This is a genomic window from Ruegeria sp. AI3 (genome assembly GCF_056541245.1).
This window is the reverse complement of the sequence record NZ_JBQFYA010000007.1, coordinates 172,623-186,093: the sequence shown is the minus strand read 5'-3', so window position 1 is coordinate 186,093 and position 13,471 is coordinate 172,623. Positions and strand designations below refer to the sequence as shown.

Here is a 13,471-nt window from a genome sequence, read left to right as displayed (position 1 = left end):
CACGGCAGTCCGCCGTTGAGTCTAGCTGTTCTGATTTACTTTTTTCAGGTCACTCAACCAATCACTGTATCGGTGGGGTTGCAATAGTACGATTTCGCATTACTTTAGTTCGATATCGTACTATTGGAGAGTCAAGATGCCAAACCGAAGACGTTTTCTCAAGATTCTAGGCGGAGGCACGATACTGGTGGCAACGGGCGCGGTTGGGTTCCTCGCTACACGCACGCCGCATGACGCGCTGGCTCCGTGGACGCCAAAACCGTATGACGACCCACGCAAAGCCGCCTTGTCCTACGCAATTCTCGCCCCCAATCCACACAACTTGCAACCTTGGCTGGTCGAGTTGGTTGGGCAAGACACGGTACGTATCCACCGTGATCCTGATCGCGAACTTCCGGAAACCGATCCTTACCACCGCCAGCTCTTTATTGGCCTCGGCGCATTTGTTGAGACACTGGTCCTGGCGGCAGGAGCACAGGGATTTGATACCGAAGTCAAACTACTGCCAGATGGAGATTACGGACCTATCGCAGAAGCAGTGTTTGTTCCCGGCGGAGCACCCGATCCGCTCTCAGATCAAATCCTCAAACGGCATTCCAACAAGGAACCGTACACTGAACAGCGCCTCTCAGCCGACCAAGTGTCTACGCTTGGCAACTATGCAACCTTGATTACCGATGAAGATCTGGTGGCGCGTATTCGAGACCTCACGAAACGCGCTTTCGAAATCGAAATGCGAACACCCCAGACCCTAAAAGAATCCGTCGACCTCATGCGGATCGGGAAAGCAGAGATCAACGCCAACCCGGACGGGATTGAATTGCGCGATCCCATGCTGGAAACGCTGCGACTTACCGGCCTATTGGACAATGAGACCCTTAAGAATGTTGACCACCCAGGCACTCAGTCTCACATGCGAGGCTACTTCGCTATGCTAGACGCGACGCCGCAATACGCAGTCCTCACGACAGCTAAAAATACGCGAAGCGATCAACTCGAAGCCGGACGTCAATTGATGCGTTTCTACCTGAAAACAACTGAAATGGGCTTAGGCGTTCATCCAGTCAGTCAAGCCCTTCAGGAATATCCTGAGATGGCTGATGAATACGCTCTTGCGCATGAGCTTCTTGCGTCACCGGGCCACACGGTGCAAATGTTGCTGCGTTTGGGGTATGGACCCGAGCCAATTGCCACACCCCGCTGGCCTCTGGAGACACGAATTCTGAATGAAGCCTGAAGATGAGACCAACGCAGTCTACCGGTTCTTCACCGAGGTCGGGATCATCAACCAGCTGATCTCGACCAAGCTTGAGGCGTTCTTACCTGGCAGAATGACCGCAACCCAATTTGGCATATTGGGTCACCTGGTCCGGCGCCCCGAGGGGGAAACGCCACTACAGCTATCGAACGCGTTTCAAGTGCCCAAGACGTCGATGACGCACATGCTCGCGAGCCTTGAAAACCATGCCCTGATTACCCTTGAAACCAACCCCAATGACAAGCGTTCGAAAATAGCCCGGTCCACGCCACAAGGCGCGGAGTTTTTGAAAGCTTGTACCGAGCGGATGTCGGAATCCCTGGCTCCAGTTTTGTCCGAACTCGGGTCAGGTCCGTTTCAGAATTCGCTACCGAATCTGACGCTCATACGCGAAGCTTTGGATAGCGAACGGGACTAGGCAAAAACCAGTGTTGGCCAGAATACGAAACCAAATTCTCAGAACATCATGCAGTCTCCGCCCGGGGGAAGCGGCGGTGATCCTTCAGGCAAGGTGGGCGTGTAGTCAAATGTCACAATCTTCGCGCCGCCGTCGAATGCTACAAACAGTTGGTTAGATCCCGGCCTAATGGCGATGCCTTCAGGGTCAGTTCCGAATTCCAAAAGGCTTTGCTGGGCGAGCAATTGGCCATCTGCCGTGAACTCATACAAGCTGTTTGACCCTTCCCAGTCATCAACAATCAACATGTGACCTGTGCGTGGGTCAATGGCGATGCCCTGCGCCTCACTTAAGGGGGGAGAGAGCTTCATGGTATCCAACCTCGCCGTCAAAGCACCCTCTGAAGTGAACCAGGACAACCGTTCGGGGTCATCTTCTACGGTCACGATCTGCCCCTTCGCGTTGATCGCGATCCCCTCGGTGTCTGCGAATCCGCCGTCCAGTTTGAAAGGCGCTCCGAGTGGCTCTCCATCTTTGGTGACACGTTGAAGACTGCCGATACCATCGCCCAGCAACAAGTGATCCCCTTCGATAGCAATTGCTTTGATACGGAAGAGATCGCTGGATATTCGGCGCAATTCATCCCCTTGCAATGTAACGAGAATGGCCTCGGGCCCTTCATTCGCAATCCACAACCCGCAAAACGTCGGATCGTAGTCAAGACTTGCGGGTTGATTGAGCTCATACCGCCCTGTTTCGCGAAGCTGCAGTGCCGTGGCCGGGGTCGACACAGCAAAAATTAATAAGGCAGTGGTCCTCACAAACACTCAGGATGCTCCTAACTGAGTTAGAAAAGTGGGGCGGTGTCGTGACGGGTCAATACAAAGAACGATTGGTCTCCTAACAACAGAGGCCATCACATTGCCTCACCAGAGGAACGGAGAACGCCAAGAATCGGCCCAAGGTCGCGTGAATTTGAAATATCCATCGACACAAACCAAGGCGATGAACTGGTGCAGTTTCTTGCATCGCAGCGGGACAGGAGGTTCCCTACCACGCAGTACTTATAGACGAGTCTGTCGCGTCACCACTCTCGGCATCGAGTGCTGTTTGGCTTTGGTGCTACCAATTGCAGAATTCGATCTGCCTTAACCAAATTCACAGACAATTTGGTGTCGAACCCCGAAACGCTTAAGCTTCGGCGATCAATGTGCCCCAACTGGAAAAGCCACCGTCTGTCTCGCAGATGATCGTCTCCATCCCGGTTACCGCATCGTTCCCGAAATAGCAGTCCGCAAACGCACCAGTGCCAACAAATGATAGAGTCAGGGCAACAAGCCCCAAAGTTGCAATCCTCTTCATGATACTCACTCCTTTAGATGAGCTTCATGTGGGAGTTGTCTTTTGCTGAATGTATTTTGCTTTGATTAAGTTACTTTAATTTAAGACCGTCTGTGGAGTTGTCTCTTCGGAACGCAGCACGCTGCAAATGTTTGCTCAGAAAAGACAGGTTCAGCATCGAAAATGAAGGAACCGCACATCCGCGTCGAGGCATTGGCACAACTCGATCTCAAGCGGTCTCAAGCAGACCTATCTGAATATCACAGCCCTCTCTTTGGAGATCTTCAATAGAAACCAATCTCACTGACATCTACGCGGGCCTCGTGATCGCGCCCGAAGGCTACAACTCCAACTGAGGTAATTTCGTCAGCAACGGGAATAGCGCGCAATATGGCACCAGAAGCCTTGAAACCTGACAAAGGCAAGTGAACGTCGGTCCATTCGTCGGAAGTTGCGAAAGCGGCCTGATAGTATTGCCACGGAAGCACCGTGCCGCGGGTTCTGAGATGAACGAAATATTGCTCACCGTTCCCCCGTACCAATAACCTGACGCCTGATACACCCTCATCTGGTCGATCAGACAACTTGCGCCGGAACTGGATGAAGCCGCCGTTGTTTTCCGTACTGACCGTTCCGGTCAGCCGCGCGAATGCAACATCACCTTCCGAACGAAACTGCACTTGTCCTGAGGAAACACCTCCCATGACGGTGTCGGCAACGTAGTCCCAACGCGTCTCCGGAGACTTGGAAAAGTCTTCAGTCAGTTTTTCATCAGCCTGAGCCATTGTGCATCCAATGATAACAAGACCTGAAACAAGCCCAATGAAGTTGGCAAGCATTTTGTTCCTTCTCAGTTCAGTATCGCAATGGAAAGGTTCAGCGCCATGGCAAATGCGACCCATGCAAAGTACGGCAGGAAGGCCAGCGTAGAAACCCGATCGGAATTCCTGACCTGAACGATGAACATGACGATCACAGCCAACAACGCGACAATGACCACAAAGGCAATCCACGGCCGTTGCAGTATGAAAAAGGCTGGGGACCACAAAAAGTTCAGAACCATCTGCGCCCACCACAGCTTCATGGCGGTCGAGCTTCGGTCTGCTTCGAACTGGCGCCAACCTACCATAGCGATCAAGACATATAGCACTGTCCAAACTGGCCCAAAAATCCAATTTGGTGGATTGAAAGCCGGCTTAGCAAGCTGCGCGTACCATTCGCCGGGTGCGGTCAGTGTCCCGATCAGGATGCCGCCTCCCACCATGAGCGCAAGGAATGCTATGCGGATTAACCAGTTCGACATTTTGGGATAGCTTTCAGCAGTCCTGTGTCGCCACGTTCACAAATGCTTCGGAAGAGAAGGTCGCAGTACTGGTCTCATCCGCATCGGTAAATGACACCGTGGCGCCTTCGATCTCCGACCCCGTTACGGTGATTTCGCGTTGCCCGATAGTATCATCGACATCGATGGTAAAGGCGAGTGTGTCCCCGGCTGCGAGGGAGGCGATCTCAAGTTCAATTGTATCTTGCCCGTCCACGACCCCTGGGATTTGCCGCAGAGCATCCGCACCCTCAACGAATTCGAGAGGTTGGAATACCTCCACGCCAGCACCCTTTTCGGTAACGTCGAAAATCAGACGTCCGGTAGATTGCGACAAGTCAATTTTGAGGGTCGAGGCTTCTACTTCGCAAGCTCCGACATTTGTCAAAACAAAACGGTCCTTGGGTGCGCCTTCTATAAAGCGAATTTGTACACCAGCTTGAAGGGACGTGGCTGCAAATAGTCCAACGGTGGCCGTAAGAATACTCTTCGAGAACATATTTATCTCCTAATTAAACGGTTCTTGATAGATACGCCTCGGCGGGTTTCCTGGATCAGACTTATACCCTTTGACTATCGTGGTTTAGCAGACAGCAGCTTTCGAAGTTTCATGCTCTGCAGTTAGAACGGCGAAGTCAAAACATGCCATTGTCATTCTCGCTGTTTGCTGGAACTTCCTGAAGAACGTCCCAGTGTTCGACAACCTTGCCATCGGCATCCAGGCGAAAAATATCGATCCCTGCATACTCGAGACCATCAGGCCAGATTTGATGGCAATGCAGAACAACGTGATCGTCTTCAGCAAAGGCTCGTTTGATATCCACACGCTTTCCCGGGTATTCGGCGGCCATGCGCTCAAAATAGTCAACAAAGGCTTGCTTGCCGTCGCCAACATGCGGGTTGTGCTGCGTATAGGTTTCTCCAACAAAGGTTGCGATGGCCTCGGTTGGTCGACACGCGTTGAACATCATTTCGTAAAAAGCGATGACGTTTTTCTTGTTTGTTTCGAGGTCCGGCATGCTGATCTCCAAATCGACGTTTGTACCGCCCAAAAATGTTGGTCCGAGTAATTCTTGGAAGCAACCCGGCAAGGATCGCAATCACTAGTCGGTAAGAGGTTACGTGTTTGATTTTGCGTTCCGACTTTTTCGAGGGTTTGTCCCTTACTCGGGTTCTTCAAAGTCTATATGAATATGATTTCCATCAGGATCGGCCACATGGATTTGGACCATTCGGGCGCCTGGGACGTCAGTCTTGCGATACTGGATATGACTCGAGGTCAATTTTTCTTCGAACGCGCTCAACCCCGTGGCTGAGAGTGCAAAATGCTCGAGCTTGAGCTTCACTTCGGAGCCGACACTTGGCGTTCCTTCGTGCCCCACAAGGTGAACCACCGCGTGATCACCCGCATACAACCAAGCTCCGGGGAACGGAAAATCAGGGCGGGCCCCGAGTTTCAAACCCAGGACCTCTTCATACCAAGTAACCATCTCAGGCAACCTTGTGGTCACGATGTTCACATGATCCAGCCGCTCAATTCTCATCTAAAACCCCTCAAGCACGAGCTTCCCTTTAGCCTTGCCGCTTTCAAGGATAGCATGCGCTTTCATTAGGTTTGTAGCATTGATCCTACCAAGTGTATCGGTTGCTGTGGATCTGATCTTTCCATCATCTATCAACCCGGCGACCTGATTCAGGATTTCGCTTTGACGATTCATATCTCCAGTGCCAAACAGCGACCGAGTGTACATGAACTCCCAATGCAATGAGATCGATTTGGATTTGAACGGCGCGATGTCGAAGGCCTCAGGATCATCGATCAACCCAAAGCGACCTTGGGGCGTCATTGCCTCTCCGGCTTGAGAGGCATAAAGCTGAGAATGGTTTGTCGAATAGATGAAATCCACGTTGTCGATAGCGAGAGCCTCGAGTTGTGTGCCAAAAGGTTCCGCGTGGTCGATGACATGGTGTGCGCCAAGCTCTCGAACCCAGTCTTGTGTCTCGGGTCGGGACGCAGTTGCAATAACCGTCAAGTCAGTAAGAGCCCGCGCCAATTGAATGGTGATTGACCCGACACCACCTGCACCACCAATAACCAGCAACGTATTGGTTCCACCGGGCACGGCATCTTGGACTCGCAAGCGGTCGAACAGCATCTCAAAGGCAGTAAGCGTCGTGAGCGGCATCGCCGCAGCCGCTTTCGCCGGTATGGATTTTGGCGCGGCTCCGACAATACGCTCATCCACCAGATGAAACTCGGCATTGGTTCCCGGTCGGTTGATCGCCCCGGCATACCAAACTGTATCGCCCGGACTGAAAGTCTCAACCGCTTCACCAACGGCTTCGACGACGCCTACTGCGTCCCACCCCAGAATATCAGGTGCTGGAACCGCAGGAGCACGTTTTTGCCGAATTTTCGTATCAACCGGGTTCACTGACACGGCCTGCACCTTCACCAACAAGTCATTCCCCTTCGGCGTCGGTTTGTCGGCCTCGAAGTCGATCAAGGCGTCCGCCCGATCAATCGACCCTGTCTCACGGTATCCCACGGCTTTCATAGCGTGCTCCTTTGTCCGGCTCTGTATCAACCGATGATTGTCATCTCATTCAACGTGAATTCTGCAACGGCACCCTCTGTTGCTTCCAAGTAAGCCGCAAGGTGCTGAGCACCCATGTGGGTTTGCCAAAGCTCCCGGCTTTCCCAGTTTTCGTAGAATACGAAATGAGCCGGGTTGTCGTTGTCCTGGTGCAGGTCATAGTTAATGCAACCCTCTTCGGCACGGGTTATGTCGATGAGCTTGATCAGCTCGGCCTTTACGAGGTCAATCTTGTCGGGGTTGGCTTTGATGTTGGCGACGATTGTCAGCTTGGCCATTGAAATAGATCCCTTGTGTTCTTGAGTGATGCGCTAGATTTACGCCGCAGTCCCTTCGGGATAAATAGGGCAAGATCGAACATATAATCCGGAAAATCCGTTTAATGCTTTTAGACAATCTTCGCTTGTTTCTGACCATAGCCGAGAAAGGCAGTCTTGTGGCCGCGGCGCGCGAGACAGGGATGTCGAGCACGACAGTATCCGAGCGCCTCGCGACCCTAGAAGCACACTACGGAGTGGTTTTATTCAACCGAACCACCCGTTCCATCAGCCTGACTGAAGAAGGCCGGTTACTAGCCGACGGTGCAAAAAGTGTACTCAGTGAGGTTGCGGACTTGGACACACTTGTTCGGCATGGTGCAGAAACTCTATCTGGTCCAATTCGCATAAGCGCGCCTATCGATTTGGGACGGAGCTTTGTCTCCGAAGTTATTGCCGAATTCACCGAAGAGAACCCCGCCGTCTCAATCGAACTGTCCCTCTCGGACGGCTATGTCGACCTAGTAGGCCAGGGTTTTGACCTCGCCGTTCGCTTCGGCAACATAACAGACAGCTCGCTCAGATTGCGAAATCTAGGAAGCTACCAACGGTTCGTATGTGCGTCCCCAGGTTACCTAGCCTCATTCGGAACGCCTGAAAAACCAGAAGATCTGTTAATCCACAACTGCTTGGTCATGAGGTTTGGCGACATGATCGACAACGTTTGGGAGTTTGGATCAGGACCAAATGCCCAGCGCGTATCGGTAAAGGGAAATCGAATAGTCAATGATGGTTCACTCATCCGCGATTGGGCGATTGCAGGCCATGGGGTCGTATTAAAGTCGGAGCTGGATGTCGGCGACGATGTTCGATCTGGCAGACTTGTTTCTGTTTTGCGCGACTTCCTGCCACCGCCAAAACCTTTACAAATGATGTTTCCGCCTAGCCGAGCCCAACCACGCCGCATAACGGCGTTGGCCGAGCATTTGCGTCGCAAGTTTGGTGTGAGTTAAGACCGCAGGGAAAGTCACTAATCTGACAGCAGCTGTGTTTGCTCAATGAATTTCAAAGTCGCCTGTGCCAGCTCTGTGCCAGCATCTTCTTGAATGAAATGCCCCGCTTTAGGCACAACGGTATGGTTTTGACCAACTGCCCCAGGGATCGACTTTTGGAACAGTTTGTCTACCCCCGCCATGACCCTGTCATCTTCTCCAAAAATAGTCAGAAACGGGGTGTTTAGGGTCTTGAGGGTTTCCCATGCGGCTCGGTTGGCTTCAGAAGCTGGATTGTCAGGCGAGTCGGGCACCAGCATTGGAAACTCTCGAGCGCCTGCCAGATAGCGCGCGTCCGGGAATGGTGCGTTGTAGGCTGCGACCTCTTCCTTTGAAATCTTGGATGTAGTGCCGCCAAAAACGATACGGCCCGAATTAAATTCCGGCACGGATTGCGAGTATTCCCGCCAAGAAAGAAATGCGTTGCCCAAAGGCACGTCACCGGTGGGTAAGGCCGTGTTCGCAACAACCACACTAGAGAACCGCTCGGGCATACTCGCAACCAGCCGCAAGCCAATGAGTCCGCCCCAGTCTTGGCAAACCAATGTGATGCCCGTCAGGTCAGCTTTCCGCAACCATTCGGTCATCCAGTCCACATGGCGTTGGTAAGTGTAGTCGGATCGCTCAGTGGGCTTGTCCGACCGGCCAAACCCAATCAAATCAGGAGCCAGAACTCGATGGCCCGCATCTTTGAATAACGGAATCATGTGCCGATACAGGAAGCACCAGGTTGGCTCTCCGTGCATCAACAACACTGGCGGTGCCTGCGCCGGTCCCTCGTCCAAATAGTGCAGTCGGAGAAGACCGCCCTCGGTATCATCCACATCAAGATAGTTCGGGCCAAAGTCGAAATCTGGCAATCCGTCAAACTGGTGGTCCGGTGTACGAAGGAACTTCATCGTGAACTCTCCAAAATTGCCGACGGTCTTGGTCCAACAACAGTGATGGATAAAACTAAAACGGTCCAGTTCCAGCGAATACCGACTTCAGGTTTGGTTGAGTTGGACGCATTGCTTCGGTCCCTCGCGGCGGAGGTTCTTTTTTGCAGACGTCTTGAATCTAACGTTCCGACAAAAATTTGGTCTCAAAAACCCTATATTATGAGTTCATCTGTACGGATCGCCGAGAGGCGGCTCAGAAGAAAATCGCAAGTCCAGTCATTGAGACAACCAAGAAAAGCAGAGTCATGATACCGCCCGAGCGAACAAAATCGACCACCCTGTAACCTGCTGGGCCCATGATCAACGCGTTCACCTGGTGTGTTGGGATCAAAAATGAGTTGGACGTTGAAATTGCCACGGTGAGAGCAAATACAGCCGGGTTTCCACCCGCCGATACAGCAATAGAAACTGCTAGCGGCACCAGCAGAACAGTTGCACCCACATTCGACATGACCAACGTGAACGCCGTCGCCAAAACGGCGATTCCTGCTTGCAACGACCAGATCGGCCACCCCTTCAAAAGGGCCAACACATGCGCTGCAATCCAATCCGCAGTGCCGGTGTTCTGAACCGCCTGCCCCAACGGGATCAGTGAAGCGAGTAGAAAAACTGTGCTCCAACTTATCGACTCGTAAGCCTCATCAATCGACAGCACCCGGCTCAAAACCATGCCAACAGCGCCAACTAACAGGCACAACGACAAGCGCAGGTCAGAAAATAGAATTAAGCTCAACGCTATCAGGAAGAAAGCGAGCGCCCATCCGACCTTGTGTGGCCGCAACTCTTCCTGGGGAAAGTCCGAGGTGACAACGACGAAATCCCGGTCTGCCTTCACTCGTGTCAGACGGTCCCACTGCACGTGCACCACACACGTGTCGCCGGCTTGCAAAGGAACTTGCCCGATATGCGTAGCTGAATGATCTTCGGTCTCAACGTGGCTTAGTGTTTCTTCGCCACGCTGAATGGCCAACAAAGACAAACCATGTGTTTGGCGGAGACGTAAATCGATCGGAGTCTGGCCGATCACCGAAGAACCGGGAGGAATAACAACCTCGGCCACCCCCGATTGGGTCGCGGCGAAATCGTCTGCAAAGACATCTAATTGGTGCAGGATCTCCAAGCCGTAAGGCTCAGCAAACTGGTGCTCAACCACCCGACGCAGGCCAAGCACGGCAAGCCGCGCCGGGGCTTCGATCTTGGTATCAGCCATCGGCGCGATGACCTTGTGGCCGCGATAAGATGTGCCCAGAATGTACATGTTATGGGCGACCATCAGATCCGAAAGCGTTTGCCCGATGATGATCGAGCCTTCAGGGACACGTATCTCAAACATATCGGCCCTAAGCCCGTAGGTGTTTTCGACATAGGCCTGCATGGACCGCGCCGAGCTTGCATCTTCTCCACGCTCCCGCTGCGCTGGAAGGACCCAACGACCAAAAAGCACGAAGTAAAGCACCCCTGTCAGCACCAGCATCACACCGATGGGCGTGACTGAAAACAACCCAAATGTCTCCATTTGTTGGTCAGCTGGAAGGGATGAGTTTGCCGAAACAATCAGGTCATTCAACAGGATGAGGGGCGACGACCCGACCAATGTAATCGTACCACCCAGGATAGCGCAAAAACCCATGGGCATCAGCAACCTACTCATCGGGATTTCCGTACGTGCCGAGATGCGGCTCACAACAGGCAGAAAAAGCGCAGCTGCTCCGACGTTCTGCATGAAGGAGCTTATGACACCAACCGTTGTTGATATGATTGGGATAATCCGAGCCTCTGTCGTGCCACCATTCTTGAGGATCAAGGCCGCAACCTTTGACATAAGTCCAGTCTTATCGAGCCCAGCCCCTATTATCATAACTGCGATGATGGACATCACAGCGTTCGAGGAAAAACCTTCAAAGAGCCTAGAGACATCGGCAAGATTACCTAGCCCTGGCAGATAGCTCAGTGCGCCAAGCAGCACCATTACGAGAATTGCTGCGACATCGATCCGAATAATCTCAGTAACAAAAAGTAAGACCGTGAAAGACAATAGACTCAGTACGGCTATCATTTCGTACGTCAGTGTTGGTAATTCCATATCGTACTCCCAACCTAACGTTACCTGAATAGCAGCAAATGCGAAGGACCAACTCTGCGCCGAAGGTAAGGCCAAAGTCCATCAGGCCGGCTCACACAACTGGTTTTCTCGGACATGGACAACTGGTTTTCTCGGACATGGTATGTGCTGAAACCTGGATTTCGCCAACTTAAAGAGACGCTGATGATAAACTCAAATGCGCCTCTTAGTCACCGCAATCGGAGGGAAGCAGTCCATTCGCGGACGTGTGATAAATCCCAGCTTCCAGAAAAGTTATTGCCGTAACCGCGAAAAGAGCGCGCCCAAACCGGCGCGCTAATTCTATTTGCTATTGCATGTCACCAAGGAGTTAAGAGTGATGCATCACTCTGCGGCAACCGCTTCCTCTTCCAGTGCCGGGTAGTCGGTGTATCCTTTTTCATTCCCGCCGTAGAGGGTCGTTTCATCCAACTCATTCAGCGAGGCGTCTTTCTCAAGCCGACTGACAAGATCCGGGTTGGAAATGAACGGTCGGCCAAAGGCCACCAGGTCGACGGCTCCGATCTCAACCGATTCAATCGCCATTTCGCGGTCATAAGCGTTGTTGCCCATTTTCGCACCGTCGAACAAATCATAGAGCGCCTTGAGATCGCCACCTTCAGGAATATCGCGCGGGCCGCCGGTCTGTCCTTCCACGAGATGGAGATAGGCCAACCCATAACTATTCAACAATTTGATCGCATGCGAGAACGTCGCCTGTGGGTCACTGTCGGAAATGTTGTTGGCGTTGGAGAAGGGGCTGAGGCGGACACCAACACGGTCGGCGCCCCATACGTCGACAACTGCGTCCATGACTTCTTTCAGGAACCGTGCTCTGTTCTCGACAGGACCACCATATTCGTCTTCACGCTTGTTGGAATCGTCCCGCAGAAACTGATCAATAAGATATCCGTTGGCTGCATGGACTTCGACACCGTCAAAACCAGCCTCCTTGGCATTTTCTGCGGCCCTCCGGTAGTCGTCCACTATGCCAGCAATTTCTCCGATGGCTAGAGCACGCGGCTCAGATGTTTCAACAAACCGCTCACCATCAAAGGTCTTGGCCTTTGCGCCAATCGCGGATGGCGCAACAGGGGCGCCGCCATCCTGCTGCAAGCTGTGATGCGAAATCCGGCCAACATGCCAAAGCTGGATCACAATCTTGCCGCCCTCAGCATGGACGGCTTCAGTCACTTTTTTCCAGCCGTCGATCTGTGCTTGGGAAAAAATGCCGGGTGTCCATGCATAGCCTTTGGCTTGGGGCGAGATTTGCGAAGCTTCCGTGATGATCAGACCAGCACCCGCCCGTTGCGCGTAGTACTTGGCCTGCAATTCATGGACGCTGTCATCCTCGGCTCTTGCCCGGTTGCGGGTCAGTGGCGCCATGACAACGCGGTTTTTCAGTTCAATTGCGCCAGCTTTGATGCCGGAGAACAGTTTTTCATCAGCCATTGCTGCTTCCTTCTTTGGTTTAGTTCTATCAGACGGTTTTGGACTATTTGGTCCAAAATTAGGTTTGCGATTACTTAATGTTTTTTTTGATTTCAAAACATTAAGTTAGGTGGAACTAAGGTGATATCACCAACCGAGCTTGATTCAGAGTTTGCGATATCTGCTCCGCGGGAACACCCGCCTTGCGCAAAGCTAAAGTACCGATTGCAAGGGAGGCAAAGGCGCGCGCCTTGTCGAGCGCCTGTCCCGGATCCGAAGGCTCAAGCGCTTTCGCAATAATCTCGTCTATACTCTTCAAATGGTGACGCCCGAGAGCCGCGACTTCCTCATCATGAGGAGCAAGCTCCGTAAGGCAGTTGATCAGCATGCAGCCATCACGACCGCCTTGCGGGTTCGCCAAAGCTTCCATTATCGCACCAACGGGGTCATCTCCGCCCGAGTCTGCGACCTCACGCAGAGTTTTCAAACCACGCCTCGAATAGTGGCTGAGGGCTTTGTGAAACAAAGCTCGTTTGTTGCCGAAAGTTCCATAGAAGCTGGACCTGCTCAAACCCATGGCCTTGGTCAAATCGTCCAAAGATGCGGTCTCATATCCCTTGTGCCAAAAAACGCACAGGGCTTTTTCCAAAGCCTCGGCTTCATCAAAGCCACGAGGCCGACCCAGGCCAACAGGCGAATTGTTGTCGCCAACTATAAGAGTATCTTCGCTCATGGTTTGGATTTGGAATGGTCGGTCCAGGAATTCAAGGGACCC

The 13,471-nt window shown here is 52.6% G+C and carries 16 protein-coding genes; 3 read left to right on the top strand and 13 right to left on the bottom strand.

Features of this window, described 5'->3' with window-relative positions; translation table 11 throughout:
- Positions 1-286: 286 nt before the first annotated feature.
- Positions 287-1,237, top strand: a complete 951-nt coding sequence (locus tag ACRZ95_RS12600; protein WP_480555006.1) for an Acg family FMN-binding oxidoreductase — start codon at positions 287-289, stop codon at positions 1,235-1,237.
- Complete coding sequence (locus ACRZ95_RS12595; RefSeq protein ID WP_170679076.1) at positions 1,227-1,676, top strand: MarR family transcriptional regulator; 450 nt, start codon at positions 1,227-1,229, stop codon at positions 1,674-1,676. Before ACRZ95_RS12600 ends, ACRZ95_RS12595 begins: the two co-directional genes overlap by 11 nt.
- Positions 1,677-1,714: 38 nt before the next feature.
- Here the strand turns inward: ACRZ95_RS12595 and ACRZ95_RS12590 are convergent, their stop codons facing one another.
- From ACRZ95_RS12590 to ACRZ95_RS12550, 9 genes are all read right to left on the bottom strand, one after another.
- Positions 1,715-2,482 (bottom strand): hypothetical protein, encoded by a 768-nt coding sequence (locus ACRZ95_RS12590; protein WP_425085430.1) that lies wholly within the window; start codon positions 2,480-2,482, stop codon positions 1,715-1,717.
- A gap of 364 nt (positions 2,483-2,846) precedes the next feature.
- Positions 2,847-3,017, bottom strand: a complete 171-nt coding sequence (locus ACRZ95_RS12585; protein ID WP_170679078.1) for a hypothetical protein — start codon at positions 3,015-3,017, stop codon at positions 2,847-2,849.
- A 263-nt stretch (positions 3,018-3,280) separates the two neighbouring features.
- The gene (locus ACRZ95_RS12580; protein ID WP_480555004.1) at positions 3,281-3,835 is read right to left on the bottom strand and encodes a CIA30 family protein; all 555 of its coding nucleotides are present in this window, start codon (positions 3,833-3,835) and stop codon (positions 3,281-3,283) included.
- A gap of 11 nt (positions 3,836-3,846) precedes the next feature.
- Positions 3,847-4,299, bottom strand: coding sequence for a TspO/MBR family protein (locus ACRZ95_RS12575; RefSeq protein ID WP_170679080.1), 453 nt, complete (start codon positions 4,297-4,299; stop codon positions 3,847-3,849).
- Positions 4,300-4,312: 13 nt separating this feature from the next.
- Entirely contained in the window at positions 4,313-4,816 is a 504-nt protein-coding gene (locus ACRZ95_RS12570; RefSeq protein ID WP_170679082.1) for an aggregation factor core, read from the bottom strand.
- Between the two features lie 136 nt (positions 4,817-4,952).
- On the bottom strand, positions 4,953-5,336 hold the full coding sequence (locus ACRZ95_RS12565) for a nuclear transport factor 2 family protein (RefSeq protein WP_170679318.1): 384 nt from the start codon (positions 5,334-5,336) through the stop codon (positions 4,953-4,955).
- 144 nt (positions 5,337-5,480) lie between these two features.
- Complete coding sequence (locus ACRZ95_RS12560; RefSeq protein ID WP_170679084.1) at positions 5,481-5,861, bottom strand: VOC family protein; 381 nt, start codon at positions 5,859-5,861, stop codon at positions 5,481-5,483.
- Positions 5,862-6,875: a zinc-binding alcohol dehydrogenase family protein gene (locus tag ACRZ95_RS12555; protein ID WP_170679086.1), complete on the bottom strand. Its 1,014-nt coding sequence runs from the start codon at positions 6,873-6,875 to the stop codon at positions 5,862-5,864. It lies immediately after the preceding gene.
- Between the two features lie 26 nt (positions 6,876-6,901).
- Positions 6,902-7,192 carry a putative quinol monooxygenase gene (locus tag ACRZ95_RS12550; RefSeq protein ID WP_170679088.1) on the bottom strand — a complete coding sequence of 97 codons (291 nt, stop codon included), beginning with the start codon at positions 7,190-7,192 and terminating at the stop codon, positions 6,902-6,904.
- Between the two features lie 104 nt (positions 7,193-7,296).
- On the opposite strand from ACRZ95_RS12550, the gene ACRZ95_RS12545 reads away from it, so the two are divergent.
- Complete coding sequence (locus ACRZ95_RS12545; protein WP_170679090.1) at positions 7,297-8,184, top strand: LysR family transcriptional regulator; 888 nt, start codon at positions 7,297-7,299, stop codon at positions 8,182-8,184.
- Positions 8,185-8,201: 17 nt separating this feature from the next.
- Here the strand turns inward: ACRZ95_RS12545 and ACRZ95_RS12540 are convergent, their stop codons facing one another.
- The 4 genes from ACRZ95_RS12540 to ACRZ95_RS12525 all read right to left on the bottom strand — a co-directional run bounded on the left by ACRZ95_RS12540 (position 8,202) and on the right by ACRZ95_RS12525 (position 13,429).
- A complete protein-coding gene (locus ACRZ95_RS12540) occupies positions 8,202-9,122 on the bottom strand; it encodes a haloalkane dehalogenase (RefSeq protein ID WP_170679092.1) in 921 nt (306 codons plus the stop codon).
- A 235-nt stretch (positions 9,123-9,357) separates the two neighbouring features.
- Complete coding sequence (locus tag ACRZ95_RS12535; RefSeq protein ID WP_170679094.1) at positions 9,358-11,247, bottom strand: SLC13 family permease; 1,890 nt, start codon at positions 11,245-11,247, stop codon at positions 9,358-9,360.
- A gap of 363 nt (positions 11,248-11,610) precedes the next feature.
- Entirely contained in the window at positions 11,611-12,717 is a 1,107-nt protein-coding gene (locus tag ACRZ95_RS12530; RefSeq protein WP_170679320.1) for an alkene reductase, read from the bottom strand.
- Positions 12,718-12,832: 115 nt separating this feature from the next.
- Positions 12,833-13,429: a TetR/AcrR family transcriptional regulator gene (locus tag ACRZ95_RS12525; protein WP_170679096.1), complete on the bottom strand. Its 597-nt coding sequence runs from the start codon at positions 13,427-13,429 to the stop codon at positions 12,833-12,835.
- Positions 13,430-13,471: the final 42 nt, after the last annotated feature.

What these genes read in the sequence shown, in the direction of transcription:
- ACRZ95_RS12595 (WP_170679076.1), top strand. Translation starts at nt 1,227, where the DNA reads ATGAAGCCTGAAGATGAGACCAACGCAGTCTACCGGTTCTTCACCGAG.
- ACRZ95_RS12585 (WP_170679078.1), bottom strand. Translation starts at nt 3,017, where the DNA reads ATGAAGAGGATTGCAACTTTGGGGCTTGTTGCCCTGACTCTATCATTT.
- ACRZ95_RS12580 (WP_480555004.1), bottom strand. Translation starts at nt 3,835, where the DNA reads ATGCTTGCCAACTTCATTGGGCTTGTTTCAGGTCTTGTTATCATTGGA.
- ACRZ95_RS12575 (WP_170679080.1), bottom strand. Translation starts at nt 4,299, where the DNA reads ATGTCGAACTGGTTAATCCGCATAGCATTCCTTGCGCTCATGGTGGGA.
- ACRZ95_RS12570 (WP_170679082.1), bottom strand. Translation starts at nt 4,816, where the DNA reads ATGTTCTCGAAGAGTATTCTTACGGCCACCGTTGGACTATTTGCAGCC.
- ACRZ95_RS12565 (WP_170679318.1), bottom strand. Translation starts at nt 5,336, where the DNA reads ATGCCGGACCTCGAAACAAACAAGAAAAACGTCATCGCTTTTTACGAA.
- ACRZ95_RS12560 (WP_170679084.1), bottom strand. Translation starts at nt 5,861, where the DNA reads ATGAGAATTGAGCGGCTGGATCATGTGAACATCGTGACCACAAGGTTG.
- ACRZ95_RS12555 (WP_170679086.1), bottom strand. Translation starts at nt 6,875, where the DNA reads ATGAAAGCCGTGGGATACCGTGAGACAGGGTCGATTGATCGGGCGGAC.
- ACRZ95_RS12550 (WP_170679088.1), bottom strand. Translation starts at nt 7,192, where the DNA reads ATGGCCAAGCTGACAATCGTCGCCAACATCAAAGCCAACCCCGACAAG.
- ACRZ95_RS12545 (WP_170679090.1), top strand. Translation starts at nt 7,297, where the DNA reads ATGCTTTTAGACAATCTTCGCTTGTTTCTGACCATAGCCGAGAAAGGC.
- ACRZ95_RS12540 (WP_170679092.1), bottom strand. Translation starts at nt 9,122, where the DNA reads ATGAAGTTCCTTCGTACACCGGACCACCAGTTTGACGGATTGCCAGAT.
- ACRZ95_RS12535 (WP_170679094.1), bottom strand. Translation starts at nt 11,247, where the DNA reads ATGGAATTACCAACACTGACGTACGAAATGATAGCCGTACTGAGTCTA.
- ACRZ95_RS12530 (WP_170679320.1), bottom strand. Translation starts at nt 12,717, where the DNA reads ATGGCTGATGAAAAACTGTTCTCCGGCATCAAAGCTGGCGCAATTGAA.
- ACRZ95_RS12525 (WP_170679096.1), bottom strand. Translation starts at nt 13,429, where the DNA reads ATGAGCGAAGATACTCTTATAGTTGGCGACAACAATTCGCCTGTTGGC.